The sequence below is a fragment of the Thermohalobaculum sp. genome (assembly GCF_058622915.1).
In genome coordinates this window covers 1-21,545 of sequence record NZ_JBZSYN010000106.1, presented here as the reverse complement: position 1 = coordinate 21,545, position 21,545 = coordinate 1, and the positions used below count along the sequence as shown (strand labels likewise).

Here is a 21,545-nt window from a genome sequence, read left to right as displayed (position 1 = left end):
GGCGTGTTCTTCGACTTGGCCCTGAGCGTGAAGCGGTCGAGCACGAAGGGCGCGTCGGGGTCGAACAGCACCAGGTCGGCCGGCGCGCCGGGCGCGAGCCGCCCCGTCGGCAGGCCGAGCAGGCGCGAAGGCGCCAGCGACGCTGCCTCGAACAGGCGCAGGAGCGACAGCCTCTCGCCGTGGACCAGCCGCAGGCAGGCGGGCAGGAAGGTCTCCAGCCCCACCGCTCCGGTGGCCGCCTCCTCGAAGGGCAGGCGCTTGGCCTCCTCGTCCCAGGGCAGGTGCGAGGAGACGATCGCGTCGATGAGCCCGTCCGCCACCGCCTCGACCGTGGCCTCGCGGTCGGCTTCCGCGCGCAGCGGAGGGTCCAGCTTGAAGAAGGTGCGGTAGTCCGCGACGTCGAACTCGTTCAGCGTCAGGTGGTGGATCGAGGTGGCGGCCGTGACCGGCTGACCGGCGGCGCGGGCGCGGGCAAGCGGGGCGAGCGCGGCCGCGGTCGAAAGGGTGTCGGCGTGGTAGCGGCAGCCGGTGATCTCGGCCAGCGCCAGATCGCGCTCGAGCCCGATCCGCTCGGCCAGCGCCGGCACCGAGGGCAGGCCGAGCCGCGAGGCGAACTCGCCCGAGGTGGCGCAGGTCCCCGCCGGAAGCGCGGCCTCCTGCGGGTGATGCACGACCAGCGCGCCGGTCCCCGTGGCATAGGCCATGCAGGCGCGCATCAGTCCGGAGTCGGCGAGCACATGGTCGGCGTCGGTCAGCGCCACGGCGCCGGCGGCGAGCAGGAAGTGCTGCTCGGTCATCTCCGCGCCCTTCAGCCCGCGCGTCAGCGCCCCCATGGCGAGCACGCGCACGGGCGACACCTCGCGGGCGCGCGCCAGCACGAACTGCACCAGCGCCGGGTCGTCGAGCGGTGGCTCGGTGGCGGGCTGGGCGACGAAGGTGGTCACCCCGCCCGCGGCGGCGGCCGCGGCGGCCGAGCGGAAGCTCTCGCGGTGGCGCGCCCCGGGCTCGCCGACGAAGACGCGCATGTCCACGATGCCGGGCGCCAGCGGCAGGCCGTGGCAGTCGACCGACTCGCCCTCGCCGGGCACGGGCGGGGCGCCGCGATGCACCTCCTCGATCACGCCGTCGCGGACGCGCAGCGCGCCGGGCCCGTCATAGCCCGTCCCGGGTTCGATCAGGCGGGCGTTGAGGAAGTGCAAGGGCGCCGCCATCAGCGGTTCCCCCCCAGGTTCTGCGCCAGGAGCTCCAGCACCGCCATGCGCACCGCGACGCCCATCTCCACCTGCTCCTGGATCACCGAGCGGTTGATGTCGTCGGCCACCTCGGCGTCGATCTCCACGCCGCGGTTCATCGGGCCGGGATGCATGACGATGGCCTCGGGTTTGGCCGCCGCCAGCTTCTCCGCGGTCAGCCCCCAGCGATGGAAGTATTCGCGCGTCGAGGGGATCGCCGCGCCCGCCAGCCGCTCGTTCTGGATGCGCAGCATCATCACCACGTCGCAGCCCTTGAGCCCCTCCTCCATGTCGGTGAACACCTCGACCCCGAAGCGCTCGATGCCCGAGGGCAGCAGCGTCGGCGGCGCGATCACCCGCACCCGGTTCTCCAGCGCGTTCAGGCACAGGATGTTCGAGCGCGCCACCCGGGAATTGGCGATATCGCCGCAGATCGCCACGGTCAGGCGTTGCAGCCGTCCTTTCCGCCGCCGGATGGTCAGCGCGTCGAGCAGCGCCTGCGTCGGGTGCTCGTGCCGCCCGTCGCCGCCGTTGAGCACGGCGCAGTTGACCTTCTCGGCGAGCAGCGCCACCGCGCCCGAGGAATGGTGCCGCACCACCAGCAGGTCCGGGTGCATGGCATTGAGCGTCAGCGCCGTGTCGATCAGCGTCTCGCCCTTGCGCACCGAGCTCGACTGCACCGCCATGTTCATCACGTCGGCGCCCAGCCGCTTGCCCGCCAGCTCGAAGCTCGCCTGTGTGCGCGTCGAGGCCTCGAAGAACAGGTTGATCTGGGTGCGCCCGCGCAGCTTCTCGACATGCTTGTCGGACTGGCGGTTGATCTCGACGTAACTGTCCGCGAGATCGAGGATTTCCAGAATATCCGCCGCCGAGAGCTGCTCGATGCCGAGAAGGTGGCGGTGGCCGAACATGGCATTCCCCCTGCGCTCCGCCGCCTTATAGGGGCCGAGGCGGCAGCGGGCAAGCGGGCTTGGCGGGGCCCGCCGGCCGGCCTAGGTTCTGGGTGTTTTGCAGCGGAGGATCCCCATGAGCCTGCCCCAGCCGGTCCGCCTCTACACCCAGTCGCGTGCTCCCAATCCGCGTCGCGTCGACATCTTCCTCGCCGAGAAGGGGCTCGAGATCCCGCGCACCGAGATCAACCTGATGGAGGGCGAGCACAAGACCGCCGACTACCTCGCCCGCATCGGCACACCGCAGGTGCCCGCGCTCGAGCTCTCGGACGGCCGGGTGATCGCCGAGTCGGTGGCGATCTGCCGCTATCTCGAGGCGCTCAGGCCCGAGCCCAACATGCTCGGCCGCGACGTCATGGACGGGGTCGAGATCGAGATGTGGCAGCGCCTGGTCGAGCTGCGCCTGTTCGCCACCGTTACCGCCTGCTTTCGCCACACCAACCCGCACCTTGCCGTGCTCGAGGACCAGTGCGCCGACTGGGGCGAGGTCAATCGTGGCCGGCTGCACGGCCGCCTCGGCGAGCTCGATGGGCGGCTCGCCGGGCGCGACTGGATCGCCGCCGACCGGCTGACCATCGCCGATGTCACCGCCATCGTCGCCGTCGATTTCCTCCGCGTCATCCGCTACGACGTGCCTCAGGAATACTCCGGCCTGCGCGCCTGGCACGCGCGCATGAAGGAGCGCCCCTCCACCGCGATGCCAGGCAAGCGATGACCAACCCCCTCCTCGGCGCCTGGGACGGGCCCTTCGGCCTGCCGCCCTTCGCGCGCATCGAGCCGGCGCATTTCCCGCCCGCCTTCGAGGCGGCGATGGCCGAGCACCGGGCCGAGATCGAGGCCATCGCCACGACCCCCGCGCCGGCGGACTTCGCCAACACCGTCGAGGCGATGGAGCGGGCCGGCCGCCCGCTCGACCGCGTGGCGGCGGTCTTCTTCAACCTGTGCAGCTCGCACACCAGCGACGCGCTGCAGGAGATCGAGCGCCAGGTCACGCCCAGGCTGGCGCGCCACCGCAGCGCCATCCTGATGGACCCGCGGCTGTTCAAGCGGCTCGAGGCGGTGCTCGAGACCGCCGACGGGCTGGAGCCCGAGCAGGGCAGGGCGCTGGAGCACTACCGGCGCATGTTCGTCAAGGCCGGGGCGCAGCTCGAGGGCCCGGCGCGCGAGCGCATGGCCGCGATCATGCACCGCCTGGCCGAGCTCGGCACCGCGTTCGCGCAGAACGTGCTGGCCGACGAGCGGGACTGGGCGATGATGCTGGGCCCGGACGACGTCGCCGGACTGCCGGAATTCCTGGTCGCCGCCGCGGCGTGCGAGGCCGGGGCGCGCGGGCACGAGGGCGCGCATGCCATCACGCTGGCGCGGTCCTCGGTCGAGCCGTTCCTCACCTTCTCGGCCCGGCGCGACCTGCGCGAGCGGGCCTGGCGCGCCTGGGTCGGCCGCGGCGAGCAGACCAACTGGCCGCTGGTCGAGGAGATGATCGGGCTGAGGGCCGAGCGCGCGCAACTGCTCGGCTTCGACAGCTTCGCCGCCTATCGGCTGCATGATCAGATGGCCAAGGCGCCTGCGCGGGTGCGCGAGCTGATCGACGCCGTCTGGGCCCCGGCGCGCCGCCGCGCCGGCGAGGAGGCCGCCGACCTTGCCGCGCTGGCTGCGGAGGGGGGCACCAATATCGACCTCGCGCCCTGGGACTGGCGCTTCTACGCCGAGAAGCTGCGCCAGCGCCGCCACCGCATCGCCGAGGGCGAGGTCGAGCCCTATCTCGCGCTCGACTACGTCATCGCCGCCGCCTTCGACGTTGCCGGCCGCCTGTTCGGCCTGTCGTTTCGGGCCGTCGAGGGCCTGGCCCTGCACCACGCGGATGCCCGCGCCTGGGAGGTCACCGGCCCCGACGGCGCCCATCTCGGCCTCTTCGTGGGCGACTACTTCGCCCGGCCGTCGAAGCGCTCGGGCGCCTGGTCGAGCGGGCTGCGCCGCCAGCAAAAGCTGTGGCAGCCCGGCCGGCCCGTGGTGATGAACACGCTCACCATTGCGCCCGGCGACCCGCCGCTTCTGGGCTGGGACGACGCGCGGACCCTGTTCCACGAGTTCGGCCACGCGTTGCACGCGCTGATGTCCGACGTGACCTATCCGTTCATCTCGGGCACATCCGTTGCGCGCGACTTCGTCGAGCTGCCCAGCCAGCTCTACGAGCACTGGCTCAGTGTGCCCGAGGTGCTGGCCAGCCACGCCCGCCACCACCGCACCGGCGCGCCCATGCCCGCCGACCTGATCGAGCGGCTGAAGGCGGCGGAGACCTTCAACCAGGGCTTTGCCACCGTGGAGTACCTCGCCTCCGCCCAGGTCGATCTCGAGATGCACGCGCTGGCCGATCCGGGCAGATTCGACGCCCGCGCCTTCGAGGCCGAGGTGCTCGCCCGCATCGACATGCCGCGCGCCATCGCCATGCGCCACCGCACGCCGCATTTCCAGCACGTCTTCGCCGGCGAGGGCTATGCTGCGGGCTATTACAGCTATCTCTGGGCCGACGTGATGGTGGCCGACGCGTTCCGCGCCTTCGAGGAGACCGGCGACCCCTTCGATTCCGAGACCGCCGCGCGCTTGGCCCGCCACGTGCTGAGCGCCGGCGCCCGGCAGGAACCCGACGCGGCCTACACCGCCTTCCGCGGCAGCCTGCCCGGCGTCGGGCCGCTGCTCGCGGAGCGGGGGCTGGCGTAGGGCGGGTTTCAGCCCGCTATTCGACCGCACCCGGGTGGCGGGCTGAAGCCCGCCCTACTTGACATCACAAATGTGATCTACCATTGAAGTCAATGACTTGACCATGTGTCCACGCGTGGACACCCGTCTGCTCACCGCTCCTCGATGGCCACGTAGTCCCTGGGCGGCGGTCCGTCATAGAGGGTCAGCGGCCTGAGCAGGATGTTGCGCTCGGCCTGCTCGATGCACTGCACGCCCCAGCCGGGGATGCGGCCCAGCGCGAAGATCGGCACGAACAGGTCGGTCGGGATGCCGTGCAGGTGATAGACCACCCCGGCGTAGAAATCGACGTTCACGTTCACGCCCAGCCGGGCGTAGGGCTTCATCGCCTCCACCACCGCCTGCAGGATCTGGTACCACTTGGGCTCGCCCATCTCCTCGCCCAGCCGCTCGACGCCCTCGCGCATGTGCCGGGCGCGGGGGTCCTCGGCGCGATAGACCCGGTGGCCGAAGCCGGTCACCGCCTCGCGCGCCTTGCGCTTGGCGGCGACATAGTCGGCGGCGCGTTCCGGTTCGCCGATCTCGCGGGCCATCTTCATCACGTCCTCGGCCGCGCCGCCATGGGCGGGGCCCGAGAGCGCCGCGATCGCCGCGGTGATGGCGGCATAGAGCGTCGCCTCGGTGCCGATCACCACGCGGGCGGCGAAGGACGAGGCGTTGCTGCCGTGCTCGGCGTGCAGGATGAAGTCGACGTCGGAGAGGTGCGCGGCGTTCTGAGACGGCCGCTCGCCCTTCAGCATCCACAGCCAGTTGGCGGCGTGGCCCAGCGCCGGGTCCGGCGCCACCGGCTCGTGGCCCTTGCGGATGCGGTCGTGCGCGGCCACGATCATCGGCGCCTGCGCGGTCAGGCGGACGATCTGGTCCACCATCGCCTCGTGCGACTTCTCGCGCGCCCCCGGCGTGAAGGCGGAAAGCGCCGAGACAGCGGTGCGCAGCACGTCCATGGGGTGCGCGGCCTGGACCTTTCGAATGATGTCGATCACCTCGCCGGGCAGCTCGCGCGCGGCGCGCAGGCGCTCGGTGAAGGCGCCGAGCTCGGGCCTGGTCGGCAGCTCGCCGAACAAGAGCAGATAGGCGGTCTCCTCGAAGTTCGAGCGCTGCGCGAGGTCGTGGATCGAGTAGCCGCGGTAGCGCAGCTCGCCCTTCTGGCCGTCGATCTCGCTGACGCCCGAGCGTTCGAAGTAGACGCCCTTCAGCCCGCGATTGATCTTGATCTCGGTCTCGGTCATCAGATGGGTCTCCATGAGGGGCTGAGAATGCAGATTCTAGCGAAATGTCGCGAGGCTGCACGGGCCAATTTGCGCCCAGTCGTGTTGCCAGAGGGCGGCGACCCCCGAATCCGCGCCGCCGCCGAGCGGCTGGCGGCCGAGGGGCTGGCGCGTCCCGTGCTGATCGGCGCCGAAGCGCCGGGCTGCGAGACCATCGACCCCGCCACCGATCCGCGCCACGACTCGCTGGTCGTGCTGGTGGCCGGCCAGCGGGCCCGGACGACGCCGGGCATGGCGGAGCGGCTCCTGGCCAGGCCGCTCTATTTCGGCGGCGCGCTGGTGGCGGCGGGCGAGGCGGCGGCGATGGTCGCCGGCGCGGCCAACCCGACGCGGCGAGTGATCGAGGCCGGAATGATGACGGTGGGGCTGGCCGAGGGCGTGGCCACGCCGTCGAGCTTCTTCCTGATGGCGCTGCCCGGCCGGGCGCTGGTCTTTGCCGACTGCGCGCTGAACGTCGCGCCGACGGCCGCCGAGCTCGCCGCCATCGCCGTGGCCTCGGGCCGCTCCGCCGAGCGGCTCATGGGCGAGGCGCGGGTGGCGCTGCTGTCCTATTCGACCCGGGGCTCGGGGACGGGCGCGGACGTCGAGAAGGTCGCCGAGGCGGTCCGGCTGGCCCGCGCCGCCGCGCCCGAGCTGGCCATCGACGGCGAGTTTCAGGCCGATACCGCGCTGAACGCCGCCATCGCCGCGAAAAAGGGCGCCGAGGGGCCGGTGGCCGGGCGAGCCAACGTGCTGGTCTTCCCCGACCTCGATTCGGGCAACATCGCCTACAAGCTGGTGCAGGAGCTGGCCGGGGCACAGGCCATCGGCCCGCTCATGCAGGGCTTCGCCCGGCCGGTCGCCGACCTCTCGCGCGGCGCCACGGTCGAGGACATCGTGGCCGTCGCCGTGGTGACGCTGGCGATGGGCTGACGCCCCGCCGACCCGTGTCCAAATGGGGACGGGGGGTCAACCATCTGATTCAAAAGGATTCCCGTTTTGGACGCCGAACATGGTTAATGGATTCTGTCCCCCGGGCGCGCCGTTTACGCACGGGCCGCGAGCCAGTCCGCCCGGTCGAGCACCCACAGCACGTGGTCGGCGTTGGTCCGCGCGGGGTCGTCGTTCGGCCGCATCCCCAGCTTGCGGGCCACCGCCATCGACGCGGCGTTGGCACGGTACATGTCGGCGATGACCCGGGCGAGGCCGAGTGTCTCGAAGCCGTGGCGCAGCAGGGCGGTGGCCGCCTCGGTGGCGTAGCCCTTGCCGCGTGCGGCGCGCATCAGGCGCCAGCCGATCTCGACCTCGGGCCCGTGCGCATCCTCGGGGATGAGCAGGACCCAGCCCAGGAACGTGTCGGGCGCCTCGCGCCGGGCGACCACCCAGTAGCCGAGACCGCCGGGGTAGGGGTGCAGCGTGCGCGCGCGGATAAAGGCGCGGTGTGCGGCCTCGTCGTCCCAGCCGCCACGCGCCAGCGGCCAGTCGACATGGCGCAGCGTCCCCGGCTCGCGGTCGAGCCGGACGCAGTTCTCGAGGTCGTCGAGCGTGCGGGGCCTGAGCCGAAGCCGCGCCGTCTCGAGGACGGGCAGCGCCGCCCCTGCCATCAGGCGATCGCGTCGAGCGTCTTGCGGAACTTCTCGATGATCTCGTCCACATGGCGCCGCTCGGCCACGAAGGGCGGGGCGATGATGCCCGTATCCCCCGTGAACTTGACGTGGCAGCCGTTCCAGAACAGGGCCTTCTGGAATTCGGTGCCGCGCACGCCCGGTGCCGCGCCCGGGTGGAGCTCGATGCCCGACATCATGCCGATGGTGCGGATGTCCCTGACCAGCGCGTGGTCCTTCAGCGACATCGCGGCCTCGGCGAAGTAGGGCGCCAGCTCGGCGGCCTTCTCGAACAGGCCCTCGCGCTCGTAGATCTCGAGCGTGGCGATGCCCGCCGCGCAGGCCGCCGGGTGGCCGGAATAGGTATAGCCGTGGAAGAACTCGATGGCGTTCTGCGGCGAGGCATTGGTCACGGTCTCGTAGATCTCGTCCCTGACGCCGACCGCGCCCATCGGGATGCAGCCGTTGGTCAGCGCCTTGGCCATGGTGCAGATGTCCGGCGTGATGCCGAACAGCTGGCTGGCAAACGGCGTGCCGAGCCGGCCGAAGCCGGTGATGACCTCGTCGAAGACCAGCAGGATGCCGTGCTGGTCGCAGATCTCGCGCAGCCGCTCGAGATAGCCGACCGGTGGCACCAGGCAGCCGGTGGAGCCCGCCACCGGCTCGACAAAGACGGCGGCGATGGTGGCGCCGCCATAGGTCTCGCAGAAGCGCTGCAGGTCGTTGGCGAGCTCGACGCCCCCCTCCTGCGGCCGGCCCTCGCAGAACAGCTCGCGCCCGGTGAAGGTGTGGCGCAGCATGACCACGTTGGGCATCACCGCGGGGAAGGTCTCGCGGTTCTTCACCATGCCCGAGAGCGAGACGCCGCCCATGTTGACGCCGTGATAGGCCCGCTCGCGGGAGACGAAGCGCAGGCGCTGGCTCTGCCCGCGGGCGCGGTGGTAGGCCATCACGACCTTCAACGCGGTGTCGATCGACTCCGACCCCGAGTTGACGAAGAACACGTGGTTCATCGGCTCGGGCAGCAGCGCGGCCACCTTGCGCGCCAGCTCGAACTGGCCCGGATGGCCAAGCTGGAAGGGCGCCGAGTAGGAGTTCGTCAGGAGCTGCTTGTGCACCGCCTCAGCGATCTCGCGCCGGCCGTGCCCGGCGGGCGAGCAGAACAGCGCCGAGGAGCCGTCGATCACCTTGCCGCCCTTGTGATCGGTGTAGTAGACGCCCTCACCCTTGACGATCAGGCGCGGGTTCTCCTTGAACTCGCGGTTCGCCGTGAAGGGCATCCAGTGTTCTTCGAGCGAGTTGGCGCGCACCGCGCCGCTCACATCCAGGTCGTGCATCGGACGGTCCTCGGATCATGTTGATTGGCTATAGCCTAGGGGAATAGGCTGGCTCCATAATAGTGCCAGAAGCAGCCGAAGGGCCAGACCACGTGCGCGACGCGCTCTACCATCTGGAACGATCGAAGCCGGCCACGCTGCAGGCCCAGATCCGCGAGATCCTGATGGCGGCGATCTCGGGCGGCCAGCTGGTGGCCGGCGAGCCGGTGCCCTCGACGCGGGCGATGGCCGAGCGGCTGGGCGTGTCGCGCAATACCGTGACGCTGGCCTACCAGGCGCTGGTCGCCGAGGGCTTCCTGGTGGCCCGCGAGCGCAGCGGCTTCTATGTCGACGCGCAGGCGGCCGACGGCATGGCGGCGCCGCCGCCTGCGCCGGTTCCCGGGCCATCGCCGGGCAGGGTGGACTGGACCCCGCGGCTGGCCAAGCACATGCATGCGCAGCGCTTCATCCGCCGGCCGCGCAACTGGTACGAGTTCCCCTTTCCCTTCGTCTTCGGCCAGGTCGACCATTCGATCTTCCCGATCGGCGAGTGGCGCGACTGCGTGCGCCAGGCCATGGGCAAGCGCTGGCTGGATGCCTGGACCTTCGACCGCTATACCGAGGACGATCCGCACCTGATCGAGGAGATTGCCCGACGCATCCTGCCGCGCCGGGGAATTTCCGCCCGGCCCGGGCAGATCCTGGTGACGCTCGGGGCGCAGAACGCGCTCTACATGATCGCGGCGCTGCTGGTAAGCCCGCGCACCCGGGCGGTGTGCGAGTGCCCCGGCTATGCCGACGTGCGCTACATGCTGGGCCTGCGCACCGAGCATGTCGTGCCCCTGCCGGTGGACCGGGCCGGCCTGCCGGTGGACGGGCGGCTCGAGGGCGCGGGCATCGTGTTCTGCACGCCCAGCCACCAGGCGCCGACCACGGTGACCATGCCGCTGGCGCGGCGCAAGGCGCTGCTGGCCGCGGCGCGGGCGCACGATTTCATCGTGGTCGAGGACGACTACGAGGCCGAGACCAACTATATGGGCGCGCCGCTGCCGGCGCTGAAGTCGCTCGACGAGGACGGGCGGGTGATCCATGTGGGCTCGCTGTCGAAGTCGCTGATGCCGGGGCTCAGGTTGGGCTACCTGGTGGCCGACGAGGCAATCGTGGCCGAGCTGCGCTCGCTGCGCCGGCTGATGCTGCGCCACCCGCCGGGCAACAACCAGCGCGCGGCGGCGCTGTTCCTGGCCAATGGCCATTACGACGTGCTGGTGCGGCGCATCCACCGGGTCTACCGCGAGCGCTGGCAGGTGATGAGCAGGGCGCTCGACGAGCACCTGCCGGGCTGGGCGCAGGTGCCGGGCTTCGGCGGCTCCAGCTTCTGGCTGAGCGGGCCCGAGGGGCTCGACTCGCAGGCGCTGTCGCGGCGCACGCTGTCCAAGGGCGTCCTGATCGAGCCCGGCATTCCGTTCTATCCCGACCCCGAGCATGGCCGCCGCCGCTTCCGCCTCGGGTTCTCCTCGATCCCGGCCGAGCGGATCGGCGAGGGAATCCGCCGGCTGCGCACCGCGATCGACCAGTCCGTCCGCTGAGGAGCCGCCCTCATGTCCGATGTCGTCCTGCTGGCCCGCGCCTTCGATTTCGCCTGCCAGAGCCACACGCCCCAGCGCCGCAAGGGCGCGGCGGCCGAGCCCTACGTCAACCACCTGGCCGATGTGGCCCGGCGGGTGGCCGAGGCGACCGCGGGCGACGACGCCAGCCTGGTCGCGGCGGCGCTGTTGCACGACACCATCGAGGACACGCCGGTGACCCGCGAGGAGCTGGAGATCGCCTTCGGCCCCGACATCGCTGCGTTGGTGGCCGAGGTCACCGACGACAAAAGCCTCGAGAAGGATGTGCGCAAGGAACTCCAGGTCGCCAACGCGCCGGCCAAGTCCGCGCGCGCCAAGATGCTCAAGCTGGCCGACAAGGCCTCGAACCTGTGCGCCCTGGTCGCCAGTCCGCCGGACTGGCCCGTGGAGATCCAGTTGCAATACGCCGACTGGGCCGAGCGCGTCGCCGCGGGGCTCAGGGGTGTCAACGCACAGTTAGAGCGCGAGCTCGACGCCGCGCTTGCGGCGCTGCGGGCGCACCACGCCTGAGCGCGCCCGCGCCGCGCTGGCACCCCGATCGCGGTCAACTGGAGCTAAAGGCCCCCTGCGCGATCCGCTAGGCTCGACCCGACCGCCCCGTGCGGCCCGGCGCCGCGTGCCCGCGCGAGCAAAAAAGGAAACGCCGCCATGAAGATGACCACGGAAGAAGCCTTTGTGAAAGTGCTTCAGATGCATGGCATCGAGCACGCCTTCGGCATCATCGGCTCGGCCTTCATGCCGATCTCGGACCTGTTCCCCGGGGCCGGCATCACGTTTTGGGACGTGGCCCACGAATCCAATGGCGGAATCATGGCCGACGGCTATACGCGGGCCACGGGCAAGATGGCCATGGCGATCGGCCAGAACGGCCCCGGCGTCACCGGCTTCGTCACCTCCGTTGCCACCGCCTACTGGAACCACACGCCGATGCTGCTGGTCACGCCGCAGACCGGCAACAAGACCATCCGCCAGGGCGGCTTCCAGGAGGCCGAGCAGATGGCGATGTTCGCCCGCTTCATCTGCTACCAGGAGGAGGTGCGCGACCCGACCCGGATTGCGGAGGTGCTGAACCGGGTGATCCTCAACGCCTGGCGCCGCTCGGCGCCGGCGCAGATCAACGTGCCGCGCGATCTGTGGACCCAGGTGATCGACGTCGCGCTGCCGCAGGCGGTGCGCTTCGAGCGCCCCGCGGGCGGCGAGGAGGCCATCGTGGCGGCGGCCAAGCTGCTGTCGGAGGCCCGGTTCCCCGTGATCCTCTCGGGCGCCGGCGTCGTGCTCGGCAACGCCATCCCGGACTGCGTGGCCCTGGCCGAGCGGCTGGGGTCCCCGGTCTGCTCGAGCTACCAGCACAACGACAGCTTCCCGGGCTCACACCCGCTGGCCGTGGGGCCGCTGGGCTATAACGGCTCCAAGGCGGCGATGGAGCTGATCTCGCAGGCCGACGTGGTGCTGGCGCTTGGCACGCGGCTGAACCCGTTCTCGACCCTGCCCGGCTACGGCATCGACTACTGGCCGACGCAGGCCAAGGTGATCCAGGTCGACATCAACCCCGACCGGATCGGGCTGACCAAGCCGGTGAGCGTCGGCATCGTGGGCGACGCCGGGCCGGTGGCGCGGCGCCTCAGCGAGGCGCTGGGCCCCAAGGCGGGGCAGGGGCGCGAGGCGCGCGAGGGCATGATCCACCGCGCCCGCTCGGCCTGGGTGCAGGAGCTGTCCTCGATGGACCACGAGGTCGACGACCCCGGCACCAGCTGGAACCAGCGCGCCCGCAAGCGCGAGCCCGACCGCCTGTCGCCGCGCCAGGCCTGGCGGGCGATCCAGGCGGCGCTGCCCGGCGATGCGATCATCTCCACCGACATCGGCAACAACTGCGCCATCGGCAACGCCTACCCGACCTTCGAGGCGGGCCGGAAATACCTGGCGCCAGGCATGTTCGGGCCCTGCGGCTATGGCTTCCCCGCGATCGTCGGCGCCAAGATCGGCTGCCCCGACGTGCCGGTGGTGGGGTTTGCGGGCGACGGCGCCTTCGGCATCTCGATGAACGAGATGAGCTCGATCGGGCGCGAGGAATGGCCGGCCATCACCATGGTGATCTTCCGCAACTATCAGTGGGGGGCGGAGAAGCGGAACACCACGCTGTGGTATGACGACAACTTCGTCGGCACCGAGCTCAACCCCCACCTGTCCTATGCCCGCGTCGCCGAGGCCTGCGGCCTGAGGGGCGTGAGCGTGGGCACTCAGGAAGAGCTGACCGAGGCGCTGGCTGCCGCCTGCCGCGCGCAATCGGAGGGCGTCACCACCTTCATCGAGGTGATCCTGAACCAGGAGCTGGGCGAGCCCTTCCGCCGCGACGCCATGAAGAAGCCGACGGTGGTCGCGGGCATCAATCCCGGCGACATGCGGCCGCAGAAGGGCGCCTGACGGCGGGTCAGCTCGGACCCGCGCCGCTCTCCTGAGCGGGCAGCGAGGCCATCTGCCCGTCCATCATGTCGGCGATGGTCTCTAGCGCCGAGATCAGTTGGCTGCGCTCGTTGCCGGGCAGCCGTTTCAGCGCGCTGCAGAATGGCGCGTCGAGCGCCGGCGGCGCCGCGGCCAGAACGGCGGCGCCCTCGGCGGTCAGGCGCGTGTGCACGATGCGCCGGTCGACAGTGGAGCGGTAGCGCTCGACCAGCCGCTTCGCCTCCAGCTTGTCGAGGATCGCCACCACCGTCGCGGCGCTCATGTCGGCGGCCCTCGAGACCTCGCGCGTGGTCACCTCGCCGAGCTCGCGCACGCTGGCAAGCACCACGATCTGCGGGATCGTCAGCCCCGTCATGCGGGCGAGCGCGCTGGAGCGCAGATCGACCGCATGGGCGATCCGCCGGATCGCCTTGAACATGCGGGTGGCCTCGTCGCGGTCGCCGGTCATCGTCCCTGATTCGTTCGAGCCCGGATCATTTGAAACCAAATGATTAGCGTGCTAATCGAACCGATGCAAACGAATCGAGAGGGGAGCACCTGACGCCCCATGTGTGGCATCTGCGGAGAGATCACCTTCGATGGCCGCCCCGCCTCGGGCACGCGCATCGAGCGCATGGCCGATTCGCTCGCCCCGCGCGGCCCCGACGACTGCGGCATCGTCACGCGCGGGCGGGTCGGCTTCGGCCACCGCCGCCTCAGCATCATCGACCTGAGCGAGAAGGGGGCGCAGCCCTTCGTCGACACGGCGCTGGGGCTGACCATCGCCTTCAACGGCTGCATCTACAATTATCCCGAGCTGCGGCGCGACCTGGCCGCCAAGGGCTATAACTTCGCCTCGCACAGCGACACCGAGGTGATCCTCAAGGCCTGGGCCGAGTGGGGCCCGGACTGCGTCAACCGCTTCCACGGCATGTTCGCCTTCGCGCTGCACGAGCGCGAGACCGGCCGCGTCACGTTTTGCCGCGACCGCTTCGGCATCAAGCCGCTCTACTATGCCGAGGGCGAGGGCTGCCTGCGCTTCGCCTCGACCCTGCCGGCGCTGCTGGCGGCGGGCGGCGTTGACACCGAAATCGACCGCGTCGCGCTCGCCCACTACATGAGCTTCCACGCCGTGGTGCCCGCGCCGCGCACGATCCTCAAGGGCGTGCGCAAGCTGCCCCCCGCAACCATGCGCACCATCGAGCCCGACGGCACCCATACCGACCGCGAGTACTGGCGCCTGAGCTACGCCCGCACACCCGAGGATGCCGAGCGCCCGTTCGAGGAATGGTGCGACCTGACGCTTGACGCGCTGCGCACCGCCGTGCGCCGGCGCATGGTGGCCGACGTGCCGGTCGGCGTGCTGCTCTCGGGCGGCGTGGACTCCTCGGTCATCGTCGGGCTCCTGGCCGAGCAGGGGCAGGAGGGGCTGGCCACCTTCTCCATCGGCTTTGAGGCCGCGAACGAGGAGAAGGGCGACGAGTTCCAGTACTCCGACCTGATCGCGCGCCACTTCAGCACCGACCACCACAAGATCTTCATCGCCGGCGAGGAGATGCGCGAGACCCTGCCCGGCGCCATCCACGCCATGTCGGAGCCGATGGTTAGCTACGACAACATCGGCTTCTATCTGCTCAGCCGCGAGGTGGCCAAGAAGATCAAGGTGGTGCAGTCGGGGCAGGGGGCCGACGAGGTCTTCGCCGGCTATCACTGGTATCCGAAGCTCAAGGATTCCAACGCCCCCGTCGCCGACTACGCCGCCGCCTTCTTCGACCGCTCGCGCGAGACGCTGGCGCAGCACCTTAATCCGGACTACCTCGCCGAGCGCGACGAGGCCGTCGCCTTCGTCGAGCGGCACTTTGCCATGCCCGGCGCCGACGACGCGGTGGACAAGGCGCTGAGGATCGACACCGGCGTGATGCTGGTCGAGGACCCGGTGAAGCGGGTCGACAACCACACCATGGCCTGGGGGCTGGAGGCGCGCGTGCCCTTCCTCGACCACGAGCTGGTGGAACTGGCGGCCCGCATGCCGCCCAGGCACAAGCTCAGCCACGGCGGCAAGGGCGTTTTGAAGGAGGCGGCGCGGCGGGTGGTCCCGTCCGAGGTGATCGACCGGCCCAAGGGCTACTTCCCGGTGCCGGCTTTGAAATACATCCGGGGGCCCTATCTCGATATGGTGCGTGGTGCGCTGGGCAGCGAGGACGCCCGTAGCCGCGGCCTGTTCCGCCAGGACTACCTCGAGACGCTGTTCGCCGCGCCGGACGAGCACATCACGCCGCTCAGGGGCTCCGAGTTGTGGCAACTGGCGCTCCTGGAGATGTGGCTGCAGTCGCAGGGGATCTGAGCAATGGCCGCGCAGGAAAGGCGCCGCCGGGGCGCCGTCGAGCACCGTCTGCGCAGGATGCGCGAGAGCGAGCTGAAGCCGGCCACCGGCGAGGCCGCGCCGCCCAGGACTAATGCCGTGGTGCATTGCGGCTGGGGCCGCATCCTGTTCGCCCAGACCTTCGAAAGCGCCAAGACGCTTGCCGAGGAGATGCGCAGTGAGCGCCCGGATCAGCGCGATATTGCCTTCTATGTCAAGGACCCACACGTCGTTCTTGCAGCAGCACCTCAGGAGCTGTTCCTCGATCCCTCGCATTCCTACCGGCTTGATCTCGCGACCTACCGCGCGTCGCGGCGCAAGAACCGCGGCTTCTTCATCCGCCGGCTCTCGACCCGGACCGACGCCGAGGCGGTGAACGTGATCTACGACGCGCGCGGCATGGTCGCGGTGCGCCCCGACTTCTTCTGGTCCGAGCGCGATTCGCGCGAGGTCACCGTGCTGGTGGCCGAGGATGACGAGACCGGCGCGGTGATCGGCTCGGTCACCGGGGTCGATCACCACCATGTCTTCTCCGACCCCGAGCGCGGTTCGTCGCTGTGGTGCCTCGCGGTCAGCCCGCAGGCGGCGCGCCCCGGGGTGGGCGAGGCGCTGGTGCGGCGCCTCGCCGAGCACTTCGCCGCGCGCGGCGCCGCCTACATGGACCTCTCGGTGCTGCACGACAACGCCGAGGCGATCGGGCTTTACGAGAAGCTCGGCTTCCGCCGCATGCCGTTCTTCGCGGTGAAGCGGCGCAACCCGATCAACGAGGCGCTGTTCACTGGCCCCACCACCGGCGAGGCGCTCAACCCTTACGCCGAGATCATCGTCAACGAGGCCCGCCGGCGCGGCATCCATGTCGAGGTCACCGATGCCGAGGGCGGCTTCTTCCGGCTCACCCAGGGGGGCCGCTCGATCCACTGCCGCGAGTCGCTGAGCGAGCTGACCTCGGCGGTCGCGATGTCGATCTGCGACGACAAGGCGGTGACCCGGCGCGTGGTCGCGCGCGCCGGCGTGCGCGTGCCCGAGCAGGTCGACGCCGGGGACGAGAAGGCCATCGCCGCCTTCCTCGAACGCCACGGCGCGGTGGTGGTGAAGCCCGCCCGCGGCGAGCAGGGCCGCGGCGTCTCGGTCGGCCTGACCACGCCCGCCGAGATCGAGGCCGCGCTCGCCGAGGCACAGAGAATCTCGGACCGCGTGGTCATCGAGGAGATGGTCGAGGGCGACGACCTGCGCCTGATCGTGATCGATTACAAGGTGGTCGCCGCCGCCGTGCGCCGCCCCGCGCGTATCATCGGCGACGGCGTCAACACGGTGCGCAAGCTGATCGAGGCGCAAAGCCGCCGCCGCGCCGCCGCCACCGGCGGCGAGAGCCGCATCCCGCTCGACGCCGAGACCGAGCGCTGCCTGCACGGCGCCGGCTACCGGCTTGACGACGTGCTCGAGGACGGCAAGGAAATGGCGGTGCGCAAGACCGCCAACCTGCACACCGGGGGCACGATCCACGACGTGACCGAGGAGACGCATCCCACCCTGATCAAGGCAGCGGTCGACGCGGCGCGGGCGATCGGGATCCCCGTGACCGGCGTCGACTTCGTCATCCGCAGCCCGCGCGAGCCCGACTATGCCTTCATCGAGGCGAACGAGCGCCCCGGGCTGGCCAACCACGAGCCGCAGCCGACCGCCGAGCGCTTCATCGACCTCTTGTTCCCGCTTTCGGTTCCGGCCTCCGCCCGCATGGCGACGCAATAAAGGGAAGGCATGCCCCGTCTGAACATCGACATCCCCTATCTGCAGGACCGGCTGGAGCGGCTGCTCGAGATCCCCAGCCCCTCGGGCTACACCGACGTGGTGGTGCGCCACGTCTCGGAGGAACTCGAGCGGCTCGGCCTCGAGGTCGAGCTGACGCGCCGCGGTGCCATCCGCGCCCGCATGGCCGGGGCCGAGCGCCAGCCCGCCCGCGCCATCGTCAGCCATCTCGACACGCTGGGCGCGCAGGTCAAGGCGCTCAAGCCGAACGGCCGGCTCGAGCTGGTCTCCATCGGCCACTGGTCCGCGCGCTTCGCCGAAGGCGCGCGCGCCACCGTGTTCAGCGACCGCGGCGCCTATCGCGGCACGATCCTGCCGCTGAAGGCGTCGGGCCATACCTTCAACCAGGAGGTCGATACCCAGCCGACCGGCTGGCAGTATGTCGAGTTGCGCATCGACGCCTGGTCCTATGGCGAGAAGGACCTGCGCCGGCTTGGCATCGACGTGGGCGACATCGTCGCCATCGACCCGCAGCCCGAGTTCCTCGACAACGGCTTCATCGTCTCGCGCCATCTCGACGACAAGGCCGGCGCGGCGGTGATGCTGGCCGCCATCAAGGCATTGGTGGAATCGGGCGAGACGCCGCCGGTCGACCTCTTCTGGCTGTTCACCATCTCCGAGGAGATCGGCCACGGCGCCTCGTCGATCCTGGCCCATGACGTGGCGGCCATGGTCACCATCGACAACGGCACCACCGCGCCCGGGCAGAACTCCGACGAGTTCGGCGTGACCATCTCCATGGCCGACCAGACCGGTCCGTTCGACTGGCACCTGTCGCGCAAGCTCGTCGATCTGTGCCGCGAGCACGACATCCGCTTCCAAAAGGACGTGTTCCGCTACTACCGCTCGGATTCCGCCTCGGCGATCGAGGCGGGGGCCGACGTGCGCACGGCGCTGGCCTGCTTCGGCATCGACGCCTCGCATGGCTACGAGCGCATCCACATGCACGCGCTGCGCTCGCTGGCCGAGCTGGTCACCGCCTATGGCACCAGCTCGATCGCGATCGCCCGCGACGCCGAGGCGACCGCCGGGCTCGAGGGTTTCACCAGCCAGCCGATGGAGGAGGCCGACCAGCGCCTGTCGCCCGAGGCCGAGCCCGGCACGCACAAGCGCCCGGTCAAGGGCTGAGGGCGCGGACCGGGCGCCCCTGTTGGCGCGTGCGCATGCGGTTCATTTTAAAAGCATAGCAAAATCAACGAGTTGCGTGTTTGTGCACTGTGCACAGCCGGCGCGGCCAGCCTCCGGTGCCCGCCGTGACCCCGTCCGGCCCGGCAAAGCCGGGCTTGCCGCGGCACCGGATCCGACGCAGTTTCGGTGCCGAGGAGGACTACGGATGGCCGGCTTTGGCGACTATTATCCGCGCGACCGCGGCCAGCATCCGCCGGCGCTGACGCCCGGCTACAAGACCTCGGTCGCCCGCGCGCCGCGCCGCCCGCTGGTCGCGCTCGCCCCGACGCTGTCGGAGACCACCGGCCCGGTGTTCGGGCCGCCCGACCTGGGCCCGCTCGACAACGATCTGCTGCGCAACTACGCGACCGAAGGCTCGCCGGTCGGCGAGCGCATCCTGGTGCACGGCCGCGTGCTCGACGAGAACGCCCGGCCCGTCCCCGGCACGCTGGTCGAGGTCTGGCAGGCCAACGCCGGCGGCCGCTATCGCCACGTCAACGACGGGTATCTGGCGGCCCTCGACCCCAATTTCGGCGGTTGGGGCCGTACGCTGACCGACGCCGAGGGCGTCTACCGGTTCCGCACCGTTCGCCCCGGCGCTTATCCCTGGCCGAACGGCCAGAACACCTGGCGCCCGGCGCACATCCACTTCTCGCTGTTCGGCCATGCCTTCTGCCAGCGGCTGATCACCCAGATGTATTTCGAGGGCGACCCGCTGATCCCGCGCTGCGCAATCGTGAACACCATTCCCGAGGCGGCGGCCATCGAGCGCCTGGTCGCGCCCCTGGACATGCCGGCGTCGGAGCCCTTCGACGCGCTGGCCTACCGCTTCGACATCGTGCTGAGGGGCCGCCGCGCCACGCCGTTCGAGAACCGGCTGGAGGGCAGCTGATGCGCGCCAAGCTGCCCTATCTGGCGGAGACCCCCTCGCAGACCGCGGGCCCCTATGTCCATATCGGCCTGGCCCCCGCCGTCGCGGGCCTGCGGGTCAAGGGGCCGCAGCCGGGCGAGACCATCGCCGCCCGAGGCGTGAGCGGCCCACGCATCCGCATCGAGGGCACGGTCCACGACGCCGATGGCGCCCCAGTTCGCGACGCCGTCATCGACGTGTGGCAGGCCGACGCCGAGGGCCGCTACCCGCACCCCGAGGATCCCCGCGCAGCCGAGGTCGAGCCTGGGTTTACCGGCTGGGGCAGGGTTGTGCCCGATCTCGCCACCGGCCGCTTCGGCTTCGAGACGGTCAAGCCCGGCCCGGTGCCGGCGCCCGGCGGCGCGCTGCAGGCGCCGCACCTGACCATGTGGCTGGTGGCGCGCGGCATCAACATCGGCCTGCACACCCGGCTTTACTTCGCCGACGAGGCGGCGGCCAACGCAGCCGACCCGGTGCTCGCCCGTGTCGAGCCGCATCGCCGGCAGACCCTGATCGCCGCGCCCGCGGGCGCGGTCTACCGCTTCGACATCCATCTCGCCGGCCCGGCCGAGACCGTGTTCTTCGACATCTGAGGGAGCCTGCATGTCCGACCGTTCGTCCGAGCCCTGCATCATCGCCGTCGCCATCACCGGCTCGGTGCCGCAAAAGTCCAACAACCCGGCCGTGCCGATCACCATTGACGAGCAGGTCGAGTCGACCCAGGAATCCTTCGAGGCCGGCGCCAGCCTGGCGCACTGCCACGTGCGCAAGGAGGACGGCACGCCCACCTCGGACCCAGAGCGGTTCGCGCGGCTGATGGAGGGACTTCGCAAGCACTGCCCCGGCATGATCATCCAGCTGTCCACGGGCGGGCGCTCGGGCGCGGGCAGGGAGCGCGGCGGCATGCTGCCGCTCAGGCCCGACATGGCCTCGCTCTCGGTCGGCTCGAACAACTTCCCCACCCGGGTCTACGAGAACCCGCCGGACCTCGTGGACTGGCTGGCCGAGGAGATGCTGAAATACGACATAAAGCCCGAGATCGAGGCCTTCGACCTCAGCCACATCTTCCAGGCCGTGAAGATGCAGAAGGAGGGCAAGCTCAAGGGCCCGCTGCACGTCCAGTTCGTCATGGGCGTGCAGAACGCCATGCCGGTCGACCGCGAGGTGTTCGACTTCTATGTCCGCACCGTGCGACGCATCGCGCCGGAGGCCACCTGGTGCGGCGCCGGCATCGCGGCGGGCCAGATCAGGCTGAACGAATGGGCCATTGCGGCGGGCGGCCACACCCGCACCGGGCTGGAGGACAACGTCCGCATCGACCGCGACACGCTGGCGCCTTCCAACGCCGCGCTGGTGCGCCGCGCCGTCGAGCTTTGCGAGAAGTACGAGCGCCCGGTGGCCTCGTGGCAGGAGGCGCGGCATATCCTGGGGCTGCGCGCAGCGGCCTGAGCCGGGGCGGCGGGAGTCTATCGAAACGAGGGGCTTTTGCCCGGCCCGCTCAGGTCGCGACCGAGCCGCGCAGAACCAGCAACGGCGCGCCGGTGAAACCGTCTTCGGGCGAAAGCGTGGCGCCGTTGCGGCGCGGGCGGGCATCCGGCCAGACTGCCTCGAAGCGGGCAGCCTGCCACGCGCCGGGCAAGCGGAACCGCGGGGTGCCGGGCGCCCGCGCGGCCGGCGCCGAGAGCTCGGCCAGGACCAGCACGGCCGTTTCGGCCCGCGTTCGCGCAGCGCCGAGATAGCGCCCGTCCGCCGCGCTGACTTCGAGCGGGCGATAGGCGCCCTCGGCGAAAAGGTCGGGCAACTCGGCCCGGAGCGCGAGCAGGCGGCGCATCAGGCTCATGCTCGCCGAGTCGAAGGGGTCGGCCGCGCCGCGCTTCTCCAGCGCCGCCTGGCGCGCGGCGAAGTCTACCGGCCGGCGGTTGTCGGGGTCGACCAGGCTGAGATCGGCCCAGGCGGTGCCCTGATAGATGTCCGGAATGCCGGGCAGCAGGAGCTTGAGGGCCAGCTGCACCAGGCTCTTGCGTGCTCCGGCGGCGATGAAAGGGCGCGCGTCGTGCTCGAAGGCTTGCGTGAAGCCCGCATCGGCCAGCGCCCGCTCAACGAAGCCGGTGAGCCGTGCCTCGTAGGCGG

The 21,545-nt window shown here is 70.7% G+C and carries 18 protein-coding genes and 1 pseudogene; 12 read left to right on the top strand and 7 right to left on the bottom strand.

Annotated elements, in window-relative coordinates:
* A partial coding sequence (locus AC32QD_RS08580; RefSeq protein WP_492010075.1) for an amidohydrolase family protein occupies positions 1-1,211 on the bottom strand: 1,211 nt, incomplete at its 3' end.
* On the bottom strand, positions 1,211-2,143 hold the full coding sequence (locus AC32QD_RS08575; RefSeq protein WP_492010074.1) for an aspartate carbamoyltransferase catalytic subunit: 933 nt from the start codon (positions 2,141-2,143) through the stop codon (positions 1,211-1,213). The genes AC32QD_RS08575 and AC32QD_RS08580, both read right to left, overlap by 1 nt.
* A 115-nt stretch (positions 2,144-2,258) precedes the next feature.
* On the opposite strand from AC32QD_RS08575, the gene AC32QD_RS08570 reads away from it, so the two are divergent.
* Both AC32QD_RS08570 and AC32QD_RS08565 read left to right on the top strand, forming a co-directional pair.
* Positions 2,259-2,897 (top strand): glutathione S-transferase family protein, encoded by a 639-nt coding sequence (locus tag AC32QD_RS08570; protein WP_492010073.1) that lies wholly within the window; start codon positions 2,259-2,261, stop codon positions 2,895-2,897.
* Positions 2,894-4,900, top strand: coding sequence for a M3 family metallopeptidase (locus AC32QD_RS08565; protein WP_492010072.1), 2,007 nt, complete (start codon positions 2,894-2,896; stop codon positions 4,898-4,900). Before AC32QD_RS08570 ends, AC32QD_RS08565 begins: the two co-directional genes overlap by 4 nt.
* Before the next feature lie 131 nt (positions 4,901-5,031).
* Here the strand turns inward: AC32QD_RS08565 and AC32QD_RS08560 are convergent, their stop codons facing one another.
* A complete protein-coding gene (locus tag AC32QD_RS08560) occupies positions 5,032-6,168 on the bottom strand; it encodes a citrate/2-methylcitrate synthase (protein ID WP_492010071.1) in 1,137 nt (378 codons plus the stop codon).
* Between the two features lie 3 nt (positions 6,169-6,171).
* Here AC32QD_RS08560 and AC32QD_RS08555 point away from each other — a divergent pair, with 3 nt between their 5' ends.
* On the top strand, positions 6,172-7,119 hold the full coding sequence (locus AC32QD_RS08555; protein WP_492010070.1) for a phosphate acyltransferase: 948 nt from the start codon (positions 6,172-6,174) through the stop codon (positions 7,117-7,119).
* A gap of 113 nt (positions 7,120-7,232) precedes the next feature.
* On the opposite strand, the gene AC32QD_RS08550 is transcribed toward AC32QD_RS08555, so the two are convergent.
* Positions 7,233-7,790, bottom strand: coding sequence for a GNAT family N-acetyltransferase (locus tag AC32QD_RS08550; protein WP_492010069.1), 558 nt, complete (start codon positions 7,788-7,790; stop codon positions 7,233-7,235).
* A complete protein-coding gene (gene aptA, locus AC32QD_RS08545) occupies positions 7,790-9,127 on the bottom strand; it encodes an omega-aminotransferase AptA (RefSeq protein ID WP_492010068.1) in 1,338 nt (445 codons plus the stop codon). The genes AC32QD_RS08550 and aptA overlap by 1 nt, the downstream gene beginning before the upstream one ends.
* Positions 9,128-9,189: 62 nt before the next feature.
* Here aptA and pdxR point away from each other — a divergent pair, with 62 nt between their 5' ends.
* From pdxR to xsc, 3 genes are all read left to right on the top strand, one after another.
* Positions 9,190-10,692, top strand: coding sequence for a MocR-like pyridoxine biosynthesis transcription factor PdxR (pdxR, locus tag AC32QD_RS08540; RefSeq protein ID WP_492010067.1), 1,503 nt, complete (start codon positions 9,190-9,192; stop codon positions 10,690-10,692).
* Between the two features lie 12 nt (positions 10,693-10,704).
* Positions 10,705-11,241, top strand: a complete 537-nt coding sequence (locus tag AC32QD_RS08535; RefSeq protein ID WP_492010066.1) for an HD domain-containing protein — start codon at positions 10,705-10,707, stop codon at positions 11,239-11,241.
* Between the two features lie 138 nt (positions 11,242-11,379).
* On the top strand, positions 11,380-13,152 hold the full coding sequence (xsc, locus tag AC32QD_RS08530; protein ID WP_492010065.1) for a sulfoacetaldehyde acetyltransferase: 1,773 nt from the start codon (positions 11,380-11,382) through the stop codon (positions 13,150-13,152).
* Between the two features lie 7 nt (positions 13,153-13,159).
* Here the strand turns inward: xsc and AC32QD_RS08525 are convergent, their stop codons facing one another.
* Positions 13,160-13,639, bottom strand: coding sequence for a MarR family winged helix-turn-helix transcriptional regulator (locus tag AC32QD_RS08525; RefSeq protein WP_492010064.1), 480 nt, complete (start codon positions 13,637-13,639; stop codon positions 13,160-13,162).
* Between the two features lie 99 nt (positions 13,640-13,738).
* Between AC32QD_RS08525 and AC32QD_RS08520 the strand changes: the two genes are divergently transcribed.
* From AC32QD_RS08520 to AC32QD_RS08495, 6 genes are all read left to right on the top strand, one after another.
* Positions 13,739-15,514, top strand: coding sequence for an N-acetylglutaminylglutamine amidotransferase (locus AC32QD_RS08520; RefSeq protein WP_492010063.1), 1,776 nt, complete (start codon positions 13,739-13,741; stop codon positions 15,512-15,514).
* A gap of 3 nt (positions 15,515-15,517) precedes the next feature.
* Positions 15,518-17,281, top strand: a complete 1,764-nt coding sequence (ngg, locus tag AC32QD_RS08515) for an N-acetylglutaminylglutamine synthetase (RefSeq protein WP_492010062.1) — start codon at positions 15,518-15,520, stop codon at positions 17,279-17,281.
* A gap of 9 nt (positions 17,282-17,290) precedes the next feature.
* Positions 17,291-18,466 carry an osmoprotectant NAGGN system M42 family peptidase gene (locus tag AC32QD_RS08510; RefSeq protein WP_492010061.1) on the top strand — a complete coding sequence of 392 codons (1,176 nt, stop codon included), beginning with the start codon at positions 17,291-17,293 and terminating at the stop codon, positions 18,464-18,466.
* A gap of 205 nt (positions 18,467-18,671) precedes the next feature.
* Positions 18,672-19,397 (top strand): protocatechuate 3,4-dioxygenase subunit beta, encoded by a 726-nt coding sequence (gene pcaH, locus AC32QD_RS08505; protein ID WP_492010060.1) that lies wholly within the window; start codon positions 18,672-18,674, stop codon positions 19,395-19,397.
* Positions 19,397-20,008: a protocatechuate 3,4-dioxygenase subunit alpha gene (pcaG, locus tag AC32QD_RS08500; protein WP_492010059.1), complete on the top strand. Its 612-nt coding sequence runs from the start codon at positions 19,397-19,399 to the stop codon at positions 20,006-20,008. The genes pcaH and pcaG overlap by 1 nt, the downstream gene beginning before the upstream one ends.
* Positions 20,009-20,018: 10 nt before the next feature.
* Positions 20,019-20,864: a 3-oxoadipate:acetyl-CoA acetyltransferase gene (locus tag AC32QD_RS08495; protein WP_492010058.1), complete on the top strand. Its 846-nt coding sequence runs from the start codon at positions 20,019-20,021 to the stop codon at positions 20,862-20,864.
* A 49-nt stretch (positions 20,865-20,913) separates the two neighbouring features.
* Here AC32QD_RS08495 and AC32QD_RS08490 read toward each other — a convergent pair.
* Positions 20,914-21,545, bottom strand: a pseudogene (locus AC32QD_RS08490) (hypothetical protein); the annotation flags it as partial.